Genomic DNA, 21,799 nt, shown 5'->3' with positions numbered 1-21,799 from the left:
CCATTTTTATGAATGAAGATTGAAAGAAGTTGCCATAATAGTCATTATGTGTTCTGTTTCATGATGTTAATCCATTTGTAAAGGTGAGTATGATGAATGAATTGTGGTGAATTACTTATCATTGGCGGGGCAGAGGATAAATGCCTTGAAGGTGAAGTATTAAATAAATTTGTCGAGCTTGCGACCCATAACGACGGCGGAATAGGAATATTGCCTTCAGCAAGTGAAATTCCTGAGGAAGTGAGTGCAGAGTATATCAAGATCTTCAGGAATTTAGGCGTGAACAGGGTGGAAGTGATCAAGCTGGATTCAAGGCAGGATGCAGACGATCCAGCAATTTGTGAAAAGCTGCCATCTTTTTCAGCTATCTTCATTTCAGGGGGAAACCAAAGCCGATTGTCTGAACTAATTGGAAAAACCAAGTTCCACGATGCCCTTTCTAAAGCCTGGCATAAAGGAATGGTGATAGCAGGGACAAGTGCTGGCGCTTCGATTTTAGGTAAGTACATGATCGTCGCTGCTGACACGATGCTGAATGACAATAAATTAAAGGTTGAAATTGGGGAAGGCTTCGGCTTCCTTGACAGCCTGATAATCGATCAACATTTTTCCCAGCGTGGCCGCTTTGACCGTCTGTTAAGTGCGATAGCAGGGAAAAAAGAAATTATGGGTATTGGCATTGATGAAAATACAGCAATTTTAGTTAAAGACGGTCATTTTGAAGTTGTTGGCCAACATCAAGTATTGGTTCTTGATGGAAGCACCAGTGATTATATCAATATCACAACTTCTGATAATGGCAGTGAAGAGTTGACTCTTTCGGGGTTTAACCTTCATGCCCTAACAAGGGGATACCGTTTTGACCTGCTTACCAGGAAATTGTTGATGAAAAAGGGGATCCAACAATGAAGATCAATCGAGTCCGTTATTTAAAAGGACCTAATTATTTTGCTTATACACCTACAATTTGCATTGAATTGGATATAGGGGAACTTGAACAGAAACCATCTGATTCAATACCTGGATTCAATGAAAAATTGTTAAAGGCGCTCCCGAACCTGGGAAGCCATACATGTTCAAAAGGGTATCGAGGCGGTTTCGCCGAAAGGCTGAGAAAAGGAACATGGATGGGACATATATTGGAGCATATGACGATTGAGCTTCAAAACTTGGCCGGAATCGAAGCCATTCGTGGAAAAACGATAATGATGGAAAAGAAGGGTGTTTATTATGTTACCTTTGACTATCAGGAGCCTCACTCAGGTCTTCAGGCATTTTTAGCAGCAAAAGATATCGTGGAAGCCATCCTGAATGGTGAAAAAGTTATAAATGTACAATCTTATGTAAAACAAATAGAGGAGCTATATTATAAAAATAAACTAGGGCCAAGTACTGAAGCCATTTTTAAGGCAGCGCAGGCAAAAGATATCCCTGTCGAGCGAATGGGTGATGAAAGCTTACTGCGTTTAGGAACCGGTACAAGGCAAAAGTATGTCCAGGCGACAATATCTAGCCAAACTTCTAATATTGCCGTTGAGAATTCATGTGACAAATCATTGACCAAATCAATTTTAAGCGGGTGTGGCCTCCCTGTACCTGAAGGGGAAGTTGCCCATTCCATTGAAGATATCTTTGCCTCGGCGGACAGGCTGGGTTTTCCGCTGGTCATAAAACCGTATAATGGAAGACAAGGGCAAGGCGTCATCACTCATATCAAAAATAAGGATGAGCTATTCAATGTAATTAATTGTTTGGAGTTGCATGTGGAAAAGTACATAGTCGAACGACATATTGAAGGACATGATTATCGGTTATTGATAGTCAACGGAGAACTTATCGCCGCTAGTTTAAGGCTTCCTCCCTATGTTATTGGCAACGGTAAGGAAACGATACGCAGTTTGATAGAAAAGGAAAATTGTAATGAGTTGCGAGGAGAAGGTCATGAAAAGCCGATGTCAAAAATCCCACTTACACATACTGTGATGTGCTACTTGGAAAAATCGAATCGGACGCTCGAAACCATACCGAATCAAGGGGAATTGGTTCAAGTTGTCGGCAATGCAAATCTTTCGACTGGTGGAAAGGCAATCGATGTAACGGACCAGGTTCACCCCACCATAAAATATATGGCTGTTGCTGCCGCAAAAGCGATCGGTTTGGATATAGCCGGAATAGATTTTATCTGTGAGGATATATCAAAACAAATCGAACATTCAAGGACTGCGATTATTGAAGTGAATGCTGCACCGGGAATTCGAATGCATCATTATCCGAGTGAAGGGAAAAAAAGGGATGTAGGCAAAGCCATTGTCGATTACTTATTTCCGACTCGGGAAGATGCTGCTATACCGATCATCGCAGTGACCGGAACAAATGGAAAGACGACAACGACGCGATTGATTCATTATTTTCTTACTAATGAAAAAACAAAGGTTGGCATGACAAATTCTGATGGAGTATATATCGGCGATGAGGTATTGGATCAAGGTGACTGCAGTGGCCCTGTCAGTGCAAGAATGGTATTGGCCCATCCTGAAGTTGATGTAGCCGTATTGGAAACGGCCCGGGGCGGAATTCTGCGTGAAGGACTGGCTTTTCGGAAATGTGATGTGGGGATCATCACCAATGTAAGTGAAGATCACCTCGGCCGTGATGGAATCGATACATTGGATGATCTCATAAAATTAAAGAGGCTGGTTGCCGAAGTCGTAATGAAAACAGGCTATTGTGTGCTGAATGCAGATGATCCGAATGTAGCTGCCATGAACGCCTATACAGATGGGAAGGTCATTTACACCTCTACTGATGCCACCCAGCCTCACGTTAAGGCTGCGATTAATGGTGGATGTGAAGTTTGGTTCGTCAATGAACAAGGCATGATTTGTCATTCATATGATGGAGTCATCCATCCATTCATGGATTGCACCGTTATTCCAATTACGATTTCCGGCATGGCACGTCATAATATCGCCAATTTACTTCAGGCGTTAGCCGCTGCCGAAACACAAGGCGTTTCAATGGAAGAATTAAGAAGGAAGGCTGCCACATTTATGCCTGATACGAATTTGTCCAAAGGACGTTTCAATTTAAAAAAGTTGAAAGAGCGTACGATCATCATCGACTATGCCCATAATGAAGCTGGTTTGAAGGCTATATTCGAAACGGTCAGTGCCTATAATAAAAATCGTCTAATCACTGTTTTGGCAGGACCAGGGGACCGTATTGATGAAGAGCTTATCAAGCTCTCCAAGGTGGCGGCCATGAATTCTGATCTATTCATCATTAAAGAAGATGATGATTTGCGTGGAAGGGAGCCGTTCGAAGTAGCCGGGCTGCTTCAGGAAGCGGCCGTAGAAGCTGGGTTACAGAAAGATCGGACATTCATCGAACCAAATGAATTGGATGCGTTCATAAAAGCTTGGGAAACATCACAACCGGGTGATCTATTATTGTTCTTTTACACGGATTTCGAATATGTAGAGAGGTTTTTCGAAAAGGTTTCAACAAATCCATTGCCGAAGAAATAAAAGAACGTGCATTCCGCCCTGCGGAGTGCACGTTCTTTTAATTTCCTTCCCCATATAGTAGAAATGAAGTTGTCAAGGTAAACGAACTAAATAGAAGCTGCGGTACATTAGTTTGAATTGATTTATCATTTGCACTACTTTTCTTTGTATATGTCACGGAATACTAAAAGGGATAAATACTCGGATGTGACTTTTATCGCTTCACAGGGCTCCTGGACCGTTTTTTATTCACATAAGCAATTACAAGTGGTTGATTCTAAATTAGTATCAGGAACTGTTAAGCGAAAAATTAAAAGACCTGAGTCCGATATAAGATCGAACTCAGGGTCTTAGAACCTGCTAAAACTATATGTCTAACTTTATGGGTCGAATCAGTTTGTCTACAGTCTGAGCTAATCCAAGTGGGTTAGCTTTTTTTAATAACCGTTTTATTTGCAGCCGGGACAGCGGCATGGTCTTTTTTATATATTCGCTGAAGCACGATTGACTGAATAATCATGAATATACCTCCGATCGACCAATACAGTGGCAATGCAGCAGGAGCAGAGAAAGAAATGAATAAAATCATTGCTGGTGAGAGCAGGCTCATCAGCTTCATTTGTTTCTGCTGTTCTTCCGGCATTTGTCTCATGGAAATGACCGATTGGAAGTAATAAATGACACCAGCAATAATCGCCATGGCAATATTCGGCTGGCCAAGACTGTACCAAAGGAAATTATGGGTCGCAATTTCATGGGAACCTTGAATCGCATAATAAAAGCCCATTAGAATCGGCATTTGAATCAAGAGCGGCAGACATCCCATGTTTAAAGGATTGACTCCATGTTTTTGGTAAAGCTGCATCATTTCCTGTTGAAGGGCCTTTTGTTTAGCTGGATCTTTCGTCTCTTTGATTTTCTGCTGGATTGCTGCCATTTCCGGTTTCAGCCCATTCATCTTCGTTTTCATGCTAAGCTGTGTTTTATATTGCTTGGCAGTCAGTGGAAGCAAGACAAGGCGAATCAAAAATGTCATCATGATGATGCTTAAACCATAGTTGCCATTAAATAAATCAGCATTAAATTCTAGCATTTTTGTCATCGGGTTAACCAATGCAGTATGAAATGGTCCGCTCGTTGCTGCTGAGCAACCTGTCAAAAGGGTCGTTGCCAAAAATAGGACGGCAATTAAAAGCATGTTTTTCTTATTCAATATAATTTCCTCCTCGAATTGTTATTGTTTAAACAACGAGAAGGAGGCTTGGCTCATCGGAATCATCTGGTGAATCCTTGTGCCGGATAAATGTGAAAAAGCGCTGTGCACCGCGCCAGTCAAAAATGTTGCCTTTCTGAACTGGGGATTTACTTTTATCTGTATGGACTGAAGCTTGATATTTGTCGTTCAAGTGTGATTGCTTTTTATTTAAGAAGTAAAACGCAGCCAGTGGAAAGACAAAGGTAAATAAGTAACCTGCCCATACCGCATGGCGAACGGTCTGATAATCAAATTCTAATAATAATTCCCACATAGGAATCCCTCGTTTTTTCTAAGATAAGAAAATTTAGTTCGGTTGGTCCCCAAAAACGATTTCGGGACTGGAATAAGTTTAAATCATTAAGAACACTATATCAAATTCTAGTACATGAATGCCAAAAAATATAGGGATTTCTTCAAAAAATAAACAGGGAATATTTTCTGGTGCGTCAATTTATGATTAAAGGCCATATAGAACCTGGATTCGAGAGCGAAGATTTCACACACGGTCATTCGTCTACATACGGATAAAAGGAAGCTCAATTCATTCGAAAAACAGAACCACCATAACGGTACTGAAAATAATTTATATCAAAATGCACATCCCCGAAGTATGGATAATCCATTAAGAAATCAAATAATGGAAGTAAGGATTCTGCCTGGCCCGCCTGGTCCGTCCTACAGAGGAGGCCCGCTATATAGCTCCGCCTTTATTTATTCCACAACTTCACCATGGAATGTATAAGGAAATGACGTTGGTTCAATTAATGGTCGCTTTTACCAATATACTTATGTATGGCTTAAGAATGTCCGCTCATTTGTTTTTCCCCCACTTGTCGGTTAAATTCCGTGGCAGGTTACCGATGGTGACGGCGACAGCAATGGCCTATTATGGTACGGATGGGCATGAGATACAATCATTTCCATGTTATTTAAAAAAACAATCCGCATTTGCGGATTGTTCAGTCGAAAAAGGGGGAGTTCGAAATGGTCTCTCCCCGATCCATGATTATAAAAGAAGACTTGAAATGAAACCCTGACTGGATTGAAGGAATTTGCAATACCCCTAACGAATAAGCTGGCTAGCCAAGATCCCGCTAGATGTTGAAAGGTGCGGATTTCTGAAATCAACTGGAACGTTTATAAAGAAAAACACATTCAAAGTTTCAATCCAAGAAATAATCAGGAAAATCAGAAATGATGCCATCTACCTGCATCTTTTTGAACATGCGCATTTGTTTTTTATTGTTGACGGTCCATGTATATACTTTCATCCCGTGCTTTTGGATTCGCATTTGCAGCTTCGTACTTAAAATCGTTTGTTTTGGATTCAAAAATGATGCGAACTCGGCAATCTCTTTTAATTTTTGGTCATTAATTCGCCGTTTAATCAAAACGCCCACTTGTATGTCAGGCATTAATTGATGACACCTTTTCATGGATTCCATATCGAACGAATGTACCATTATTCTATTTTTACTTGTTGAATATTCTCGGAGTTTCTCTAATTCTTCTGCAAGTTTCTGTTCAATGCCAGGATAAGCAGATGGATGTTTTATTTCGATTAAGATTCCAACTTCTGACCCGAAATTCTCCAATACCTCACTCAGTAAAGGAATCCTCTCATTCTTATAGCGAGAATGAAACCAGCTTCCTGCATCCAATTCCTTTAATTCGGCTGCGGTGTAATTACGGAGGCTCCCTTTGCCGTTTGTGGTTCGATCCAGTGTGGGATCATGATGAACCACAAGTACATCATCTTTACTAAGATGGATATCCACTTCCAGGAAATCGGCTCCCAATTCAATTGCTTTAATATAAGATGCCATTGTATTCTCGGGGCAATATCCAGATGCACCGCGATGTCCAATTTTAAGGGGGGAATGCTGCATTATGAAGCTTTCAGGGAAATCGCTCCTTGATCTTTTAGCGTAGATAGCGAACAGTACAAGTATGGTTAACAAGATAATAAGAATAAATGCAATCATCTTTTACACTCCTATTAGGCACATTATTTTAAATATCCTTTACCCAAACTTAAAGAATATAAAGAAGAAGTCAGCAGCTAAGCGTCATTTCATAATTTTACATGTTAGTCAGGAAAAAATCATGTTTTACACAATGTTATAATCCAGACTTAAAGGATTTATTGGAAAGGTATGGAATACATATAATTTAAGCATCTATAAAGGAGGGAAAGCGGATGGAATTGCAGGTGAAACCGAGGTCTAAAAAATGGAAGGGGAATTTTGGTTTATATTTTTCCCTGCCCATTCTCTCTTGGGCGTTTTACGATTTTGCCAATACGATTTTTTCTTCTAATATCAATACCATTTTCTTTCCATTCTTCCTCCAGGAACAGATTGGGGAAAATGCCGTTCTTGATCAGATTGCAAGTACCTTCATCTCCTACGCTAATGCGATTGCCAGTTTGTTTCTTGTTTTATTTTCCCCGCTGTTTGGAGTCATGATCGATCGAACGGGAAAAATGAAAAAATACATTATAATTTTTACACTCATTTCTGTTGTATGTACATTTTTAATGGGGGTATTTGGAGGGGCTTCGTTCGAAGGAAAGCTTCTGGGCATTCCAATTTCTTTAGCAATCGTCATTCTTTTATTTGTGATAGCAAAGTTTTTCTATCATTCGAGTCTTGTTTTCTATGATACGATGATGAGTGATTTAGGCACGAAACAGCAATTGCCGCTTATATCAGGATTTGGAGTGGCGGTAGGCTATCTTGGAACGTTAGTGGGACTGTCGATCTATCCATTCATTAGTAAAGGGAGTTCACATGAAGCCTTTATTCCAACGGCCATTTTATTTCTGGTTTTTTCCCTTCCTTTATTCTTTTTTTTAAAAGAGACTCCAAAACAGCAAAAAGCGAAACAACCTTTTTTATCAGGTTATAAGGAAATTAAATCAACATTTAAAGAGATGCAATCCTATCGATCGGTTTTTACATTCATGATTGCTTATTTCTTTTTAAACGATGCAATTGCAACCACTATCGGCATGATGGCCGTATATGCCAAGACTGTTGTTGGATTTTCCTCAAGCGGATTCATTTTGCTTTACTTGGTATCGACAGTTTCGAGTATTGCCGGATCGTTTCTGTTTGGATATATCACGCAGTCGAAGGGTCCGCGGCTAGCTGTGACATATGTGGGAGTTCTGCTCATGGTCGCTTTATTTATAGCAGTCTTCGCACAAACGGCTCTTTGGTTCTGGATTGCAGGGAGTATGTTCGGCATTTCACTAGGTTCGATGTGGGTGACATCACGGACATATATCGTTGAATTGACCCCGGTAGGGAAGAGGGGGCAATTTTTTGGACTATTTGCATTTTCCGGAAAAGTTTCTTCCATAATCGGTCCGCTTTTATATGGGACGATAACGTTGGTATTCCATGACCTCGGTACATTGGCGAGCCGGATGGCATTAGGGTCACTGATCATCATGACAGTATTAGGCCTGGGCTTTCTTTTGAAGCTGAAGGGATTGGAAGAAGTGAAATAGTAAAAAGGGAATGGAGCCGGCCTTAATGCCGTATCCATTCCCTTGCATATTTTTATACTAAAATCAAGGTGACATCGACGTTCCCGCGAGTTGCTTTTGAATATGGGCAGGTCATGTGAGCTTTTTTGGCAAAGTCTTCGGCTTCTTCCCTGCTTAGGTCCGGGATCGAAACATCCAACCTTACAGCCAATTTAAAACCACCGTCTTCCTCATCTTTACCGATCGTGACATTTGCCGTCACGGAAGTATCGACTTTTTTCTTTTCTTTTTGCAGAACAAGATTCAAGGCACTGTCAAAACATGCCGCATAACCGGCTGCAAATAACTGTTCAGGATTTGTAGCGCGCTCACCGGAACCACCTAATTCCTTCGGTGACCTCACATCGAAATCCAGAATCCCGTCCTCTGATTTTACATGTCCCTCACGACCACCGTGTACGGTAACTGTAGCTGTATATAATGGTTTCAATGAAAACAACTCCTTTGTTTATTCTTATTATCTTTAGTTCCCTACTGTAAGTCTTGTTAAACAAAATGAAAGCAAATGTATGGATAGTATTGTTTGAAATTGGTTTTAAAATGGAAGATATTGTTTTATAATGTACTGTATTAGGAGATGTAATACACCCATTTGTCAGGAGGGGTTGATGATGTTTGAGTTGGATGTCCAAAGTGGAAAGCCGATATATGAGCAATTGATGGATAAGTTTAAGGAACTAATGATCAATGAAGTTTTACGGGAGCATAATCAGCTTCCATCCATACGAATATTGGCTCAGGAATTGACCATCAACCCAAATACGATCCAGAAAGCGTACAAGCAGCTTGAATCTGATGGGTTTATATATACATTGCCAGGCAAAGGGAATTTTGTGGCACCTCCTAAATATTTGAAAAACTCATTAAAAGAAGAAAAGATCAGAAACGAGCTCTCAAAGGTACTCGCGGAAGCTCTGTATATCGGAATCGATAAACATGAAATTTATAGATTAATAAAGGAAATCAGCCCATTGGTAAAGGGGGGAGAATCATGATTGAATTAAAACAGGTGAGTAAATTATATGAAGGAAAAGAAGCGATCAAAAACGTCACCTTAGTCATACAAAAAGGCTCCATATTCGGGTTATTAGGTTCAAATGGGGCGGGGAAAACGACTTTATTAAAAATGCTTTCAGGCAATCTGATACAGGACGCAGGTGAAGTTCTTATTGATCGATCGTATGTGTTTGAAAACCGTGTAGTGAAAAATCGTTGTTTCTTCCTTCCTGATACACCTTATTTCCTGGCTAACTATACGATCATGCAAATGGCAGGTTTTTATACTCATATTTATAGTGAGTGGAATCAAGAACGTTTCTATCAATTACAGGAAATATTCCAGATCCCCATCCAATCTAAAATACATAAACTATCGAAGGGGATGCAGAGACAGGTTGCTTTTTGGCTCGCACTCTCGACGATGCCGGAAGTTCTCATCCTGGATGAACCGTTTGATGGATTAGATCCGGTCATGCGTAAAAATGTGAGACAGTTGTTGATTCAGGATGTCTCGGAAAGGGATATGACGATTTTACTATCGTCCCATAATCTCCGGGAAATTGAAGATTTAGCCGATCATGTAGGGATTTTACATAAGGGTGAGCTTGTTATCGAGAAGGATTTGGATGACTTAAAAGCGGATGTACATAAAGTGCAAATTGCCTTCAAACATAAAATTCCTCACGGATTATATCGCGGAATTCAAATTCTTAACAAGGAAAGACGCGGCAGCGTGATCGTTTGCATCGTTAAAGGTAAAGAATCCGTGATTAAATCGCACTTTAATCAGTTTCAGCCAGAAATATTAGATATTCTCCCACTTACTCTGGAGGAGATATTCATTTATGAAATGGGGGATATCGGTTATGTCATCCAGAATAACCTGGTTTAATAGAGAACTGATTATCTATATTTTCAGAACCACTGGCTGGATTGGCTTCCTATCTCTCGTAGGCCTCATTTTTGCCCTGCCTTTGAAAATGTTAGCGATTATCTTGAATGAGAACAATGAATATGTGGAATTCGAAAACCTTTTTTCCTGTCAGCAGATGATACAGTTTGTCTTGGTCATCGTTATTCCAGTATTACTTGCCATCTTCCTTTTTCGGTTCTTACAAATGAAACAAGCTTCAGACTTTATTCATAGTTTACCGATTACTAGACGCAGCATCTACGTTCATATGATTGGGACGGGAATTGGCTTCATGGGTTTGCCGATTTTACTTACAGGTTCAATATTGATATTATTTCACTCGGCTATTGATATAGAAAGGCTATATACCATGACGGATATATGGTCTTGGATGGGGACTACATTTATTTTGGAAGCTTTGATCTTTTCTGTTGCCGTTCTTGTTGGAATGGTGACGGGATTATCAGCATTTCAAGGATTGCTGACCTATATTTTTCTTGCTTTGCCGGTGGGGCTGTTTGTTTTGTTTGCAGCCAATGTGAAGTTTTTGATAGCAGGATTTTCTGCAGATTATTATCTAAGTGCCAATATGAATGGCATCTCCCCCTTATTAGCAGCAACGGAGATGGATAAAATCACTTTTTTCTCTATTAATACATTAATTTATAGTATATTAACCTTTCTATTTCTGATCTGCTCTCTTTTTCTCTATGAGAGGAGAAAGCTGGAGCATGTGTCGCAGGCATTTGTTTACCCGAAGATCAAGCCATTATTTAAATTCGGCCTGACATTATGCATGATGCTGTTTACTGGGCTTTATTTTAGCGAAACGACAGGTGAACCTGGGTGGATTTTCTTCGGATATGCTGTCGGTTCTTTGCTTGGATATTATTTAGGGGAAATCGTCCTGCAAAAGACTTGGCGAATACGGGTCAACCTGAAAGGTTATGTAGCATTTATAGTGGCCATCATTGTGCTGGCACTCATTATAAGAATAGATCCCCTTCAGTATAAGGCCAAGATTCCTGATGAAAAGATGATTAGCCAAATTTATATTGGCGATTCTCCTTTATTTTTTGAAGATGATGACACGTCGAATAAAGCTTTCAATCATCTTAAAGAGAAGGAAAATATAGAAGCGATCAGGTTATTGCATCAGGAAATTATCGATAAGGGTAAAAAGGTTTCCATTGGTGAAGTGAATGATGGGCAATCCGTATTTCTGATGTATGAACTCAAGAATGGAAAACGGTTAGCAAGAGAGTATCATTTGCAAAATTACGACTCATACATGCCACTGTTGGCGAAAATATATGAGTCGAATGAATATAAAAAAATGGTTAACGAGTTATTGAATGTATCCGCTGTAGACGTTTCTAAAATTAAGATAACGGCGAGCGGACAAGTGGACAAATCAATAACGATCACGGACGGTCAACAGCTGGAAGCTGCTGTAAAGGCATTGTCGGAGGATCTGAATAATCAATCGTTCGCCCAAATGACATCTTCTTTTGGCGATTATGCCTCCATCGAAATTCTTTTGAATAATAACAAAACCATTTACATGAATTGGGACTCTTCATATACTCAGTTTTCAAAATGGATGGAAAGTACCGGCCAATCTGAAAAAGCGCGGTTAATGGCTGATGATATCTCTTATATCCTGGTTGCGAGAACCGATTCGAAATTTTATCATTCGAAATCTGAAGGTGAACTTGCACAGCAGATTGAACAACAGCCAAATCGCATGAAAATCAAGACAGCTTTGGAAATCGAGACGGCCATTGATAATGCTCAGATCGATTGGGGCGGAGAGTATTCAGCTGCCTTTTATTATAAAGAAAGCAGAGATGTGGATATCAAGAGTTTTTCTGGCGAGCACATTCCCGGCTTCATTTTGGATCATTTTAATGAAAGATAACGTGAATATTTTGCTTTTAAACATATACAGGAAAAGAGGCCGCCCAATATGGCGGCCTCCTTTTACATTGCCTATCAAATATGTTTGTGTATCTATGCTTTAGAGTTTTACGACGTTTTTAGCTTGAGGTCCACGGTTTCCTTCTTCGATCTCAAATTCAACCTCTTGACCTTCATCAAGGCTCTTGAAACCTTCTCCTTGAATGGCGGAAAAATGAACGAAAACATCATCTTCGTTTGGCACTTCGATGAATCCAAATCCTTTGTCACTATTGAACCATTTCACTTTACCTGTTACTGTCATTCGATGAATCCTCCTAAAAAGTTAAAAAATATTAATGGTGAAGATTTTACCTAGATGGAAAAATCAATTTCACACATTATCCAGCACCCTCATTCAAGTTAAAGTCATCATTCGAAGATGATTGATAATATGTGAAAGCCTAGAGGGAAAATTAATCCACTAACCTCTGGATCAATTTCCAGTTTTTTAGTATATACCCACCTTTATAAAGGATAAAACAAATGGAAGCAAATTATACATTCCCGTTTGGGGAAAATAATTTTAAGAAGGTTTAATAAGGGGAAGCATAACGGTATTGCCGTGCAGGAATTTCCTCGATAGAAATTTGACAGGGTTGCCATGTCCAAGAGCAGTAGCCTTGATGGTTGAAATAAGGAAAACTATTTGGCATTAAGTTTTTCACGAAAATAATCGGGTATAGTTTAGAAAGAAAGGACTGATGAAATGAAGAAATTATTAAAAAGGGCCCTTATTTTTGCTGCTCCCATCATATTCAAGGAAGTAAAGAAACGCTGGAAGAACAAGCGGGATCAAAAAGCGATTAAAACTGCAAGGTAAATGTTAAACGATGAATAAATGAACGGTAACCATATGGATTAAGATAAGGGGCGCTGATTAAGCGTCTTTTGTTTTGCCATCTGAACAAATCCTCTTATGGTGTTTCATTCACCTCTACATCTTTCCTTCATATCGTGTTAAAATAGAAAGGTTGATTGACAAGAATGCAGAGTAGCCAAGGCTCATGCCTTATGATATATTTTTTCTTACATATATTGTGTAGGATCAGGATTTTTGCATGCAAAGAAAGGTTGCCATACCAATGTGAAAAATACAGTAAACCTCTTATAAATTTTTTTTGATGACTCCAATAATGAAAGGAACATTTTATGACTACATTAAAAGACGAGGTTCAATCCCGACGGACCTTCGCAATCATCTCTCACCCGGATGCCGGGAAAACGACTTTGACAGAAAAATTATTGCTGTTTGGCGGCGCGATCCGTGATGCCGGAACAGTTAAAGCTAGAAAAACAGGGAAGTATGCAACAAGTGACTGGATGGAGATTGAAAAACAACGGGGAATTTCCGTTACATCTTCAGTGATGCAATTCGAATATGATGATTTCCGTGTCAATATTCTCGATACACCAGGCCACCAAGATTTCAGTGAAGACACATATCGCACACTAATGGCTGTTGATAGCGCCGTGATGATTATCGATTCGGCAAAGGGTATCGAGGATCAGACAGTTAAGTTATTCAAAGTATGCCGGATGAGGGGCATCCCGATTTTCACTTTTATCAATAAGATGGACCGACAAGGTAAAACGCCGCTTGAATTGCTTGCCGAACTCGAAGAGGTATTAGGTATAGAAACATATCCAATGAACTGGCCGATTGGGATGGGAAAAGACTTCGTGGGCATTTACGACAGGTTCAATAATCGGATTGAACAGTTCAAAACCGAAGGGGAAGAGCGTTTCCTTCCGTTGAATGACGAAGGTGAGCTTAAAGTGGATCATAAACTTAAGGATTCCCAGCTATATGAGCAAACATTGGAAGAAATCATGCTGTTGACGGAAGCGGGTAACCAATTCTCTGAAGAAAACATTGCGAATGGAAAACTAAGTCCCGTATTTTTCGGAAGTGCTTTAACGACATTCGGTGTCCAGACGTTTTTGGATGCTTATTTGAAATTTGCACCAGCTCCACAAGCACGGATGACGACGTCTGGCGAAATGGACCCTGTCAGTCATGATTTTTCTGGCTTCATTTTCAAGATCCAAGCGAATATGAACCCAAAACACCGTGACCGGATCGCTTTCCTTCGTATCTGCTCCGGTAAATTCGAGCGCGGAATGAGCGTAAACTTGAGCAGGACAGGGAAACCGATTAACCTGTCTTCTTCCACCCAATTCATGGCTGATGATCGGAACACCGTAAATGAAGCGGTAAGCGGAGATATCATCGGTTTATATGATACCGGTAACTACCAGATTGGAGATACGATCACAACAAGCAAAGACATGTTCCAGTTTGAAAAGCTGCCTCAGTTTACACCGGAACTATTCATGAGGGTAACAGCTAAAAACGTCATGAAACAGAAACATTTCCATAAAGGAATTAACCAACTTGTACAGGAAGGGGCAATACAGCTCTTCAAAACGGTTCGGATGGAAGAATATCTGCTTGGTGCGGTTGGGCAACTTCAATTCGAAGTATTCGAGCATCGAATGAGAAACGAGTACAATGTTGAAGTCGTGATGGAGCGCATGGGCAGTAAGATAACACGTTGGGCTGAAGATGAAAAGCTTGATGAAAACCTTCATAGCTCAAGAAGCATTCTTGTTAAAGACCGGTTTGACAAATATGCATTCTTATTTGAAAATGAGTTTGCACTTCGTTGGTTCCAAGATAAAAATCCTGACGTGGAATTATATAATCCAATGGATTTGAAATAATGGAGAAGCCCGTGTAATATACACGGGCTTTCAGTTTGTAGACAGAAGGGTTTCGGAATGGTCTCATTCGGAAACCCTTTTGATATTTTATTGTACTTGAAGCGGTTACACAGAATATTTGACCTCTTCGATATTTAGATCATACTTCCCTCTCGCGAAGTCCAGTTTGAACATCTTTTTCCGTAAAGAAAGGCTGCATGACCCTGATCGATCATGATGAGAAAAAACGGTTCATTAGTTAACGAATAACGATGGGAAAACCAAGGGCTTTCAATTAGCCCAGATAAGATTGAATCAAATAAAAGTCTTTTTAGAGAAATATTATTGGAAAAATCAATATCTACTAAATTATTCCTTTGACAAACTCCTTAAACTCCTTTATATTTAGCTAGTACTTTAGTGCTTAAAAGCGTTTCAGTAATTATGAGGGTGATAAGGTCCGATCCTCACCTCAGAGAATTAACAACATGAAAGCGGGGAAATTCATTATGCGTCTTGAAGATGCAAAGCTAAAGCTCTCCTTACCTGAAGCAATTGGGGTTTTGGCCGTTCTATTCTTAATTATTGCAACTGGTATCATACATTATGGACTTGCCCCCCATATTCCAATTATAGCGGCAATCCTATTTCTATTTGTCTATGGCAAGATCAAGAAGCTGCCATTTTCAATTATGGAGGCAGCTATCGTCAAAGGTGCAGTTTCTGGTATGGGAGCCATCTATATATTCTTTTTCATTGGAATGCTGATTTCCATCTGGATGGCAAGCGGGACGATCCCTACCATCATGTACTATGGGTTTGACTGGATTTCTGGTGAATATTTCTATGCGATCACATTTCTTGTGTGTTCGCTAATAGGGCTCTGTATCGGGAGTTCACTTACAACATCAGCCACAATCGGCGTTGCTTTAATAGGCATGGCGGCTGCGATGGATTTATCGTTGGCGATCACAGCCGGTGCAATCATTTCCGGTGCATTTCTTGGGGATAAAATGTCTCCATTATCCGACTCGACCAACCTTGCATCGGGAACGGTTGGAGCGTCATTATTTGAACATATTAATAATATGCTTTGGACAACGATTCCAGGTTTTTTAATTTCACTTATCGGCTTTTACTTCCTTTCACCGAATGTCAAAGTGGCTCGTGTTGAGGAAATCGAAGCCATGACCAAAGCCCTGGAAATGGAGACGAGTATAAGCATATGGAGTTTGATTCCGTTTGTCATCGTTCTAGTCATGGCTTTGAAAAAGGTGTCGGCGATTCCGACATTGTCAGCAGGAATCGTTTCGGCGGCAGTGGTTGCTTTCATACAAACGCCAAGCTTGACCGTTGCAAAACTAGCGGATATCTTATACGGGGGTTTTGTACTGAAGAGTGGAATGGATCAACTTGACTCAATCCTATCGCGGGGCGGCATTGAAAGTATGATGTTCTCCGTTTCGATGGTGTTGTTGGCATTGGCGATGGGCGGACTATTGTTCGAATTGGGAGTCATCCCTTCTATTTTAAAAGCGGTCCAGGATTCATTGACGAGTGTAGCGAAAGTGATTTCCGCTACTGTATTTGCAGGAATCAGCGTGAATTTCCTGGTGGGTGAACAGTATTTGTCAGTTATACTGCCTGGGAAGGCCTTTCAGCAGAAATATGAAGATTTAGGCTTGCAGCCCAAAACGCTTGCGAGGGTACTTGAAGATGCGGGAACAGTTGTGAATCCTCTGGTTCCTTGGGGTGTCTGCGGTGTATTCCTTACACAGGTATTGGGTGTTTCAACCCTTGAATATGCCCCATTTGCATTCTTCTGCTTACTTTGTCCTTTGCTCAGTCTGATTTCTGGCTTTACGAAAATCGGTATCCATTATAAATGAAAAAAACAGGCGGTCGGTTTCGACTGCCTGTTTTTTTTATATGAACTTCAATAGGGAAAACCCCCTGACATGAACAGAAATGTCAGGGGGTATAGGATTTTACGTTTATTTTGAAGACGCAATCTCATCCTTTGGGATGGACACGACCTTTTCTTTCTGTTCAAGTAAGTTCATTCGCATGACGACATTTTGGAATATGCCCATAGAAAGCATGAGCAGCAGTAAGGAAGATCCTCCATAACTGATGAATGGAAGGGTGATCCCTGTAATTGGGATAAGTCCAGTCACTCCGCCTACGTTAATGCCAACTTGAATGCCGATCATGGATGAGATGCCGATCAATAAAAGGCTTCCAAAAGGATCTTTGCATTTTGCGGAAAGCACATATCCCCTTAGGACGATGAAACCTAGTGTCAATAGAACGAACCCGACTCCGAATATCCCGAGTTCTTCTGCAATGACGGCCATGATGAAATCAGTATGTGATTCAGGCAGGTATCCGTATTTTTGTACACTGTCGCCAAGTCCCACTCCAGTAAGGCCACCGGATCCTATCGCGAATAATGAATTGACGAGTTGATACCCGCTTTCTCCTGCCGTTCCAAATGGATCGGCAAACCCCGTAAAACGAGACACCTTATTTTGAGAGAAGACGGATGAGAAATTACCTGTCACAAGTACTCCTAATGCGAATATCGCAACGAATATCGCAGTGATCAATGAAAGTTTGAATATGCTCTTAAAAGACATCCCGGATGAAATGATCATGGTACTTGAAATCAGGAAAATGACCGCAGCCGTTCCGTAGTCAGGTTGTATCCCGATTAAAAAACAGATGAATACCAGAAAGAAAATCGGGGGGATGACTGCTTTATCAATACTATTGATTCGATCCTGCCTTTTTCCGTAAATGGCTGCCAGATAAATGATCATCGCCAATTTGGAAAATTCTGCGGGTTGGACCGATTTTGTCCCTAACTTGAACCAGCTTGTGGCATTTCCAGCTGTATGGCCGAAGATAAATAGCATCAAAAGGATACCGGCCATTCCAAACATCATAGACATCAAGAACATTTTGTTTTTGTACATCTTATAAGGAAGAATCATCGTGACGATCATTGCCAGGAATGAAATGAGAAAGGCCGTTTTTTGTTTCTCAAAAAAGTAATCCATGGGCTGACCGTATCGAGCAACAGCAGTAATCATGCTCGAACTGTAAATCATGACTAAACCAAACAAACAGAGTAATACGACAGCGATGAAAATAGGGAAGTCGTATGCTTTAATTATTCTTTTCACTTGTGCGCTCACCTCAAATATGTATGCGCGAAAAAATCGCCTTCTTATATAGTAACGGAAAATCGGTTATATAGATAATAATTTATATTAGATAATATGAATTTATCCTCCATTACCCAATATTAAACACTAAAACCGATAAACTAGTCTCCCGGATTTCCTTTTTGCTTAAGGCCGAATTTGGATTCCTATATATTACCTTCGATGGCAAACGTGAATACTCCTTTTAAAATCGGAAACTTTTTACTATATATTCCATTTCATCGGTGCTATAGAGATTACTATTCAAGGTTATTGATGACTGGCTGTAGTTCATGGGTTTCACCAAATCAGTTGCATAACGTGATGTGATGTCGCGGACACTGTAAACGAATTTGTTAAAGGAATAAACCATCTTAAGAGGTATACTTATATTAGCCCCGGTTACATTGCAGGGAAACAAACAGGGGTTTTATGGAGAGAGGGTTACGGTTGTTAACTTGGTTCCAATCGATTATATTATACAGGCTGCTGCGTCTCTGGCATTATATAAGAGGGTTCAGGAAAAACCTCGTAGGTTTAGTGAAGTTTATGAACTGTTTTTAGAAAAGTAGTCAGGCGCTCTTATCAAACCATCCTGGGAAATCAAGGAGTGGAATTGAAGCGCTATTTTACTTTCACTTAGAAAGGGAGTTTTGACGGACAGCACTTCAGCCGAGAAGTATTGCTGCATTTCATGGAAGGTGTTACTCCTGGGTTGATCTTTATTCAAAGGATAAAAGATATGGAGTACCAATAAAAATAAAGTAAAGCAAGGGGAGTAGTTATGGAAGAAATACATGACAAGTTGGAAGTGTTTTCTCCGGCAACAGGTGAGAAGATTGCGGAAATCGTCCCAACGCCATTGAAGTCGATTCCTCATATATATAAGAAATCAAGACATGCGTTCCAATCATGGTCGAACCTTCCCATCAAGGAACGGCTGCACTATTTAAAACGGCTTCGTTTATTGATGGTTGAAAAAATGGATGAAATAGCTGAAGTCGTTTCAAAAGATACGGGAAAAGTGAAAATTGAAGCGTTGGTTGCTGACATCATGCCAACGATTGATGCAATCAAGCATATCGAGAAACATGCAGTGAAGACCCTTTCCGGACAGAAGGTCACCACTCCACTCATGTTAATTGGTAAAAAATCTTATATTCATTATATGCCCCGTGGAACGGTTCTCGTCATTTCCCCATGGAATTATCCGCTGCAGCTTTCCATGGTACCCATTCTTAATGCTTTAGCAGCGGGAAATACAGTCATCGCCAAGCCATCAGAGGTAACCCCTTTAGTTGGTGTGTGCATCGAAAATCTGTTTCTTGAAGCTGGTTTCCCAGAAGGGACTATACAGTTTGCCCATGGAGGGAAAGAATTGGGTTCGGCATTAACTGAGCAAAAACCAGATTATATATTTTTCACTGGATCTGTAAAGACTGGAAAAATGATTGGTGAGGTCGCGGCAAGACACCTGATCCCTACGACTCTGGAGCTTGGCGGTAAGGATCCGATGATCGTTCTGCGTGATGCTAACTTGGAGCGGGCTGTGAACGGGGCTTTATGGGGAGCTTTTACAAATAGTGGGCAGGTGTGCATGAGTGTTGAAAGGGTTTATGTGGAACGTCCTGTTTATAAGGAGTTCCTCATGCTTCTTAAAGAAAAAACGAAGTCCATGAGGCAGGGAGTGCAATTGAACGATGATATCGGTTCAATGACTTTCCCGGCACAAGTTGATATTGTGGCTGGACACCTGGAGGATGCACTGAATAAGGGGGCCGTTCTTGAAACAGGTACACCTCCGAAAGAGTGGGAAATGGGACAGACCCATTTCATTCCGCCGACAATTCTGTCCAATGTCGATCATTCCATGAAAATCATGAAAGAAGAAACGTTCGGTCCTGTGTTGCCTGTTATACCTTTCGATACGGAGGAAGAAGCGATCTCCCTGGCAAATGAAAGTGAATATGGACTCAATTCGAGCGTTTGGACGATGGATAGGGAAAAAGCAAGCAGGATTGCGACACGGTTAGTAACCGGGGCGGTGACGATCAATGATGTGCTGATAACGGTTGCTAATCATCATTTACCATTTGGCGGTGCCAAACAAAGTGGGGTTGGCCGCTATCATGGCGAGCATGGATTGAAGATTTTCTGCCATGAAAAAGCGATCATGATCGATAAAGGTAAAAACAATACAGAAATACAATGGTATCCATATGAAGGGAAATACACGAGTTTTTTATCGCTGTTTAAGAACTACTTTTCTGCCAAACCTAACTGGATTCGTTTCGGCAAAGAATATTTGCGATTGATTAAATTATCAAAAGGGAATCGAAAATGAGATCCATTTATAAAAAAGATTGTTATTTTCATAACTCGCGCGTATACTATTAATATACTTAATAACTGATTTTCCTTTCAAAGGGGAGTAGCGTTAGGGTTCGCCCTAAAACAAAGTCGTCATTACGTGGATGTTGAACATCCATCGGCTTTGTTGACATGTTTTCATGTTCAGCAAGACCTTTGCCTATATGGCAGAGGTCTTTTTATTTTGCCAATGCCAATAGGAAGGAAATACTAACTATTGGAGGTTGAATGGATGGAAGCATCAATATTATTGGAATATGGCTGGGTCCTTCTTATCTTGGTTGGATTGGAAGGGATACTTGCTGCGGATAATGCAGTCGTCATGGCTGTCATGGTTAAGCATTTGCCAAAAGAACAACAGCGAAAAGCCTTGTTTTATGGTCTGATGGGAGCTTTTGTTTTCCGCTTTGCAAGTTTATTCCTAATTTCCTTTCTTGTCGATGTGTGGCAGGTTCAAGCAATCGGTGCGATTTATTTACTTTTCATTGCTTTTCAGAACATTTATAAAAAATACACTCGTAAAGGTGAGAAGGAAATCACGAAACCCAAAAAGCAATCGGGCTTCTGGATGACCGTGGTAAAGGTTGAAGCGGCAGATATAGCTTTCGCAATCGATTCCATGTTGGCTGCCGTCGCACTGGCTGTTACACTTCCTGCAACAGGCTGGATGAAAGTCGGCGGTATTGACGGAGGGCAATTCGCTGTCATGTTTCTCGGAGGTTTGATCGGATTGGTCATCATGCGATTTGCAGCAACTGCATTCGTGAAGTTGCTTCATCAGCGTCCTTCACTTGAAATGGCGGCATTTTTGATTGTGGGTTGGGTTGGAGTGAAATTGGCGGTACACACACTCGCACACCCTTCACTGGCTGTCATCGATCATCATTTCCCTGAATCAACTCTTTGGAAATCGATTTTCTGGACTGTATTGATTGGAATTGCAGCAGGTGCATGGATCATCTCAAGTAAAAAAGAAAAAAAAGAAAAGGAAGAGAAAAAAATACAGGGAGCTTAAAAAAAACAGGCGTGTTAATCACGCCTATTTTTTTGCTTTTTAATGTATTTATGGAGATGACCCTCAAAAGCGCAGGTATGTTTACGTATGATATGTTAAAAGATGTGAATATTAAATTCCGATTATAAAAATGACAATTGTCCCATTGCATTGGACAAAAATCTGAAAAAAGTTATTTTACTGTAATTGCACTGTAATAAACGAGAAAAAACTAAGTATTTTATCATGTTGATATATTGTGTGATTTCATTTAAATCGCAAAAATAGTTCTTTTGGTACTGTCTTTTAGACTCCCTCCGCTTAAGATA

17 protein-coding genes are annotated in these 21,799 nt (G+C 40.4%); 11 read left to right on the top strand and 6 right to left on the bottom strand.

Features of this window, described 5'->3' with window-relative positions; all coding sequences use genetic code 11:
• The first annotated feature begins 96 nt into the window (after positions 1 to 96).
• Positions 97 to 909, top strand: a complete 813-nt coding sequence (locus tag ACFRAK_RS06525) for a cyanophycinase (protein WP_394571437.1) — start codon at positions 97 to 99, stop codon at positions 907 to 909.
• Entirely contained in the window at positions 906 to 3,527 is a 2,622-nt protein-coding gene (gene cphA / locus ACFRAK_RS06520; protein ID WP_387599449.1) for a cyanophycin synthetase, read from the top strand. The genes ACFRAK_RS06525 and cphA overlap by 4 nt, the downstream gene beginning before the upstream one ends.
• 406 nt (positions 3,528 to 3,933) lie before the next feature.
• Here the strand turns inward: cphA and yidC are convergent, their stop codons facing one another.
• The gene (gene yidC / locus ACFRAK_RS06515; RefSeq protein ID WP_387599452.1) at positions 3,934 to 4,719 is read right to left on the bottom strand and encodes a membrane protein insertase YidC; all 786 of its coding nucleotides are present in this window, start codon (positions 4,717 to 4,719) and stop codon (positions 3,934 to 3,936) included.
• A gap of 28 nt (positions 4,720 to 4,747) precedes the next feature.
• Complete coding sequence (locus ACFRAK_RS06510; protein WP_387599455.1) at positions 4,748 to 5,035, bottom strand: hypothetical protein; 288 nt, start codon at positions 5,033 to 5,035, stop codon at positions 4,748 to 4,750.
• Positions 5,036 to 5,510: 475 nt separating this feature from the next.
• On the opposite strand from ACFRAK_RS06510, the gene ACFRAK_RS06505 reads away from it, so the two are divergent.
• On the top strand, positions 5,511 to 5,801 hold the full coding sequence (locus ACFRAK_RS06505) for a hypothetical protein (protein ID WP_394571436.1): 291 nt from the start codon (positions 5,511 to 5,513) through the stop codon (positions 5,799 to 5,801).
• A 126-nt stretch (positions 5,802 to 5,927) separates the two neighbouring features.
• On the opposite strand, the gene ACFRAK_RS06500 is transcribed toward ACFRAK_RS06505, so the two are convergent.
• Positions 5,928 to 6,749 carry a glycerophosphodiester phosphodiesterase gene (locus ACFRAK_RS06500; protein WP_387599458.1) on the bottom strand — a complete coding sequence of 274 codons (822 nt, stop codon included), beginning with the start codon at positions 6,747 to 6,749 and terminating at the stop codon, positions 5,928 to 5,930.
• A 215-nt stretch (positions 6,750 to 6,964) separates the two neighbouring features.
• Here ACFRAK_RS06500 and ACFRAK_RS06495 point away from each other — a divergent pair, with 215 nt between their 5' ends.
• Positions 6,965 to 8,281 (top strand): MFS transporter, encoded by a 1,317-nt coding sequence (locus tag ACFRAK_RS06495; RefSeq protein WP_387599461.1) that lies wholly within the window; start codon positions 6,965 to 6,967, stop codon positions 8,279 to 8,281.
• Positions 8,282 to 8,333: 52 nt separating this feature from the next.
• Here ACFRAK_RS06495 and ACFRAK_RS06490 read toward each other — a convergent pair whose 3' ends face one another.
• Positions 8,334 to 8,750 (bottom strand): organic hydroperoxide resistance protein, encoded by a 417-nt coding sequence (locus ACFRAK_RS06490; RefSeq protein WP_076366919.1) that lies wholly within the window; start codon positions 8,748 to 8,750, stop codon positions 8,334 to 8,336.
• A gap of 181 nt (positions 8,751 to 8,931) precedes the next feature.
• On the opposite strand from ACFRAK_RS06490, the gene ACFRAK_RS06485 reads away from it, so the two are divergent.
• Genes ACFRAK_RS06485 through ACFRAK_RS06475 form a run of 3 tightly spaced genes read left to right on the top strand, consistent with a single transcriptional unit; the run spans position 8,932 to position 12,153 of the window.
• Positions 8,932 to 9,315, top strand: coding sequence for a GntR family transcriptional regulator (locus ACFRAK_RS06485; RefSeq protein WP_387600255.1), 384 nt, complete (start codon positions 8,932 to 8,934; stop codon positions 9,313 to 9,315).
• Positions 9,312 to 10,211 carry an ABC transporter ATP-binding protein gene (locus ACFRAK_RS06480; RefSeq protein ID WP_387599464.1) on the top strand — a complete coding sequence of 300 codons (900 nt, stop codon included), beginning with the start codon at positions 9,312 to 9,314 and terminating at the stop codon, positions 10,209 to 10,211. The genes ACFRAK_RS06485 and ACFRAK_RS06480 overlap by 4 nt, the downstream gene beginning before the upstream one ends.
• A complete protein-coding gene (locus ACFRAK_RS06475) occupies positions 10,186 to 12,153 on the top strand; it encodes a DUF6449 domain-containing protein (protein ID WP_387599467.1) in 1,968 nt (655 codons plus the stop codon). Before ACFRAK_RS06480 ends, ACFRAK_RS06475 begins: the two co-directional genes overlap by 26 nt.
• A gap of 99 nt (positions 12,154 to 12,252) precedes the next feature.
• Here the strand turns inward: ACFRAK_RS06475 and ACFRAK_RS06470 are convergent, their stop codons facing one another.
• Entirely contained in the window at positions 12,253 to 12,456 is a 204-nt protein-coding gene (locus ACFRAK_RS06470) for a cold-shock protein (protein ID WP_061462203.1), read from the bottom strand.
• An 887-nt stretch (positions 12,457 to 13,343) separates the two neighbouring features.
• Here ACFRAK_RS06470 and ACFRAK_RS06465 point away from each other — a divergent pair.
• Both ACFRAK_RS06465 and nhaC read left to right on the top strand, forming a co-directional pair.
• Positions 13,344 to 14,918 (top strand): peptide chain release factor 3, encoded by a 1,575-nt coding sequence (locus ACFRAK_RS06465; RefSeq protein WP_387599470.1) that lies wholly within the window; start codon positions 13,344 to 13,346, stop codon positions 14,916 to 14,918.
• Between the two features lie 488 nt (positions 14,919 to 15,406).
• Positions 15,407 to 16,786, top strand: coding sequence for a Na+/H+ antiporter NhaC (gene nhaC / locus ACFRAK_RS06460; protein ID WP_387707783.1), 1,380 nt, complete (start codon positions 15,407 to 15,409; stop codon positions 16,784 to 16,786).
• 105 nt (positions 16,787 to 16,891) lie between these two features.
• Here nhaC and ACFRAK_RS06455 read toward each other — a convergent pair whose 3' ends face one another.
• Complete coding sequence (locus tag ACFRAK_RS06455) at positions 16,892 to 18,085, bottom strand: FtsW/RodA/SpoVE family cell cycle protein (RefSeq protein ID WP_387599476.1); 1,194 nt, start codon at positions 18,083 to 18,085, stop codon at positions 16,892 to 16,894.
• Positions 18,086 to 18,890: 805 nt separating this feature from the next.
• On the opposite strand from ACFRAK_RS06455, the gene ACFRAK_RS06450 reads away from it, so the two are divergent.
• Both ACFRAK_RS06450 and ACFRAK_RS06445 read left to right on the top strand, forming a co-directional pair.
• Complete coding sequence (locus ACFRAK_RS06450) at positions 18,891 to 20,450, top strand: aldehyde dehydrogenase family protein (protein WP_394571435.1); 1,560 nt, start codon at positions 18,891 to 18,893, stop codon at positions 20,448 to 20,450.
• 258 nt (positions 20,451 to 20,708) lie between these two features.
• Positions 20,709 to 21,491 (top strand): TerC family protein, encoded by a 783-nt coding sequence (locus tag ACFRAK_RS06445; RefSeq protein WP_394571434.1) that lies wholly within the window; start codon positions 20,709 to 20,711, stop codon positions 21,489 to 21,491.
• Positions 21,492 to 21,799: the final 308 nt, after the last annotated feature.

The sequence above is a fragment of the Peribacillus sp. NPDC056705 genome (assembly GCF_043656335.1).
Note: the sequence above shows the minus strand (reverse complement) of the source record. Positions and strands in the feature narration are given on the sequence as shown.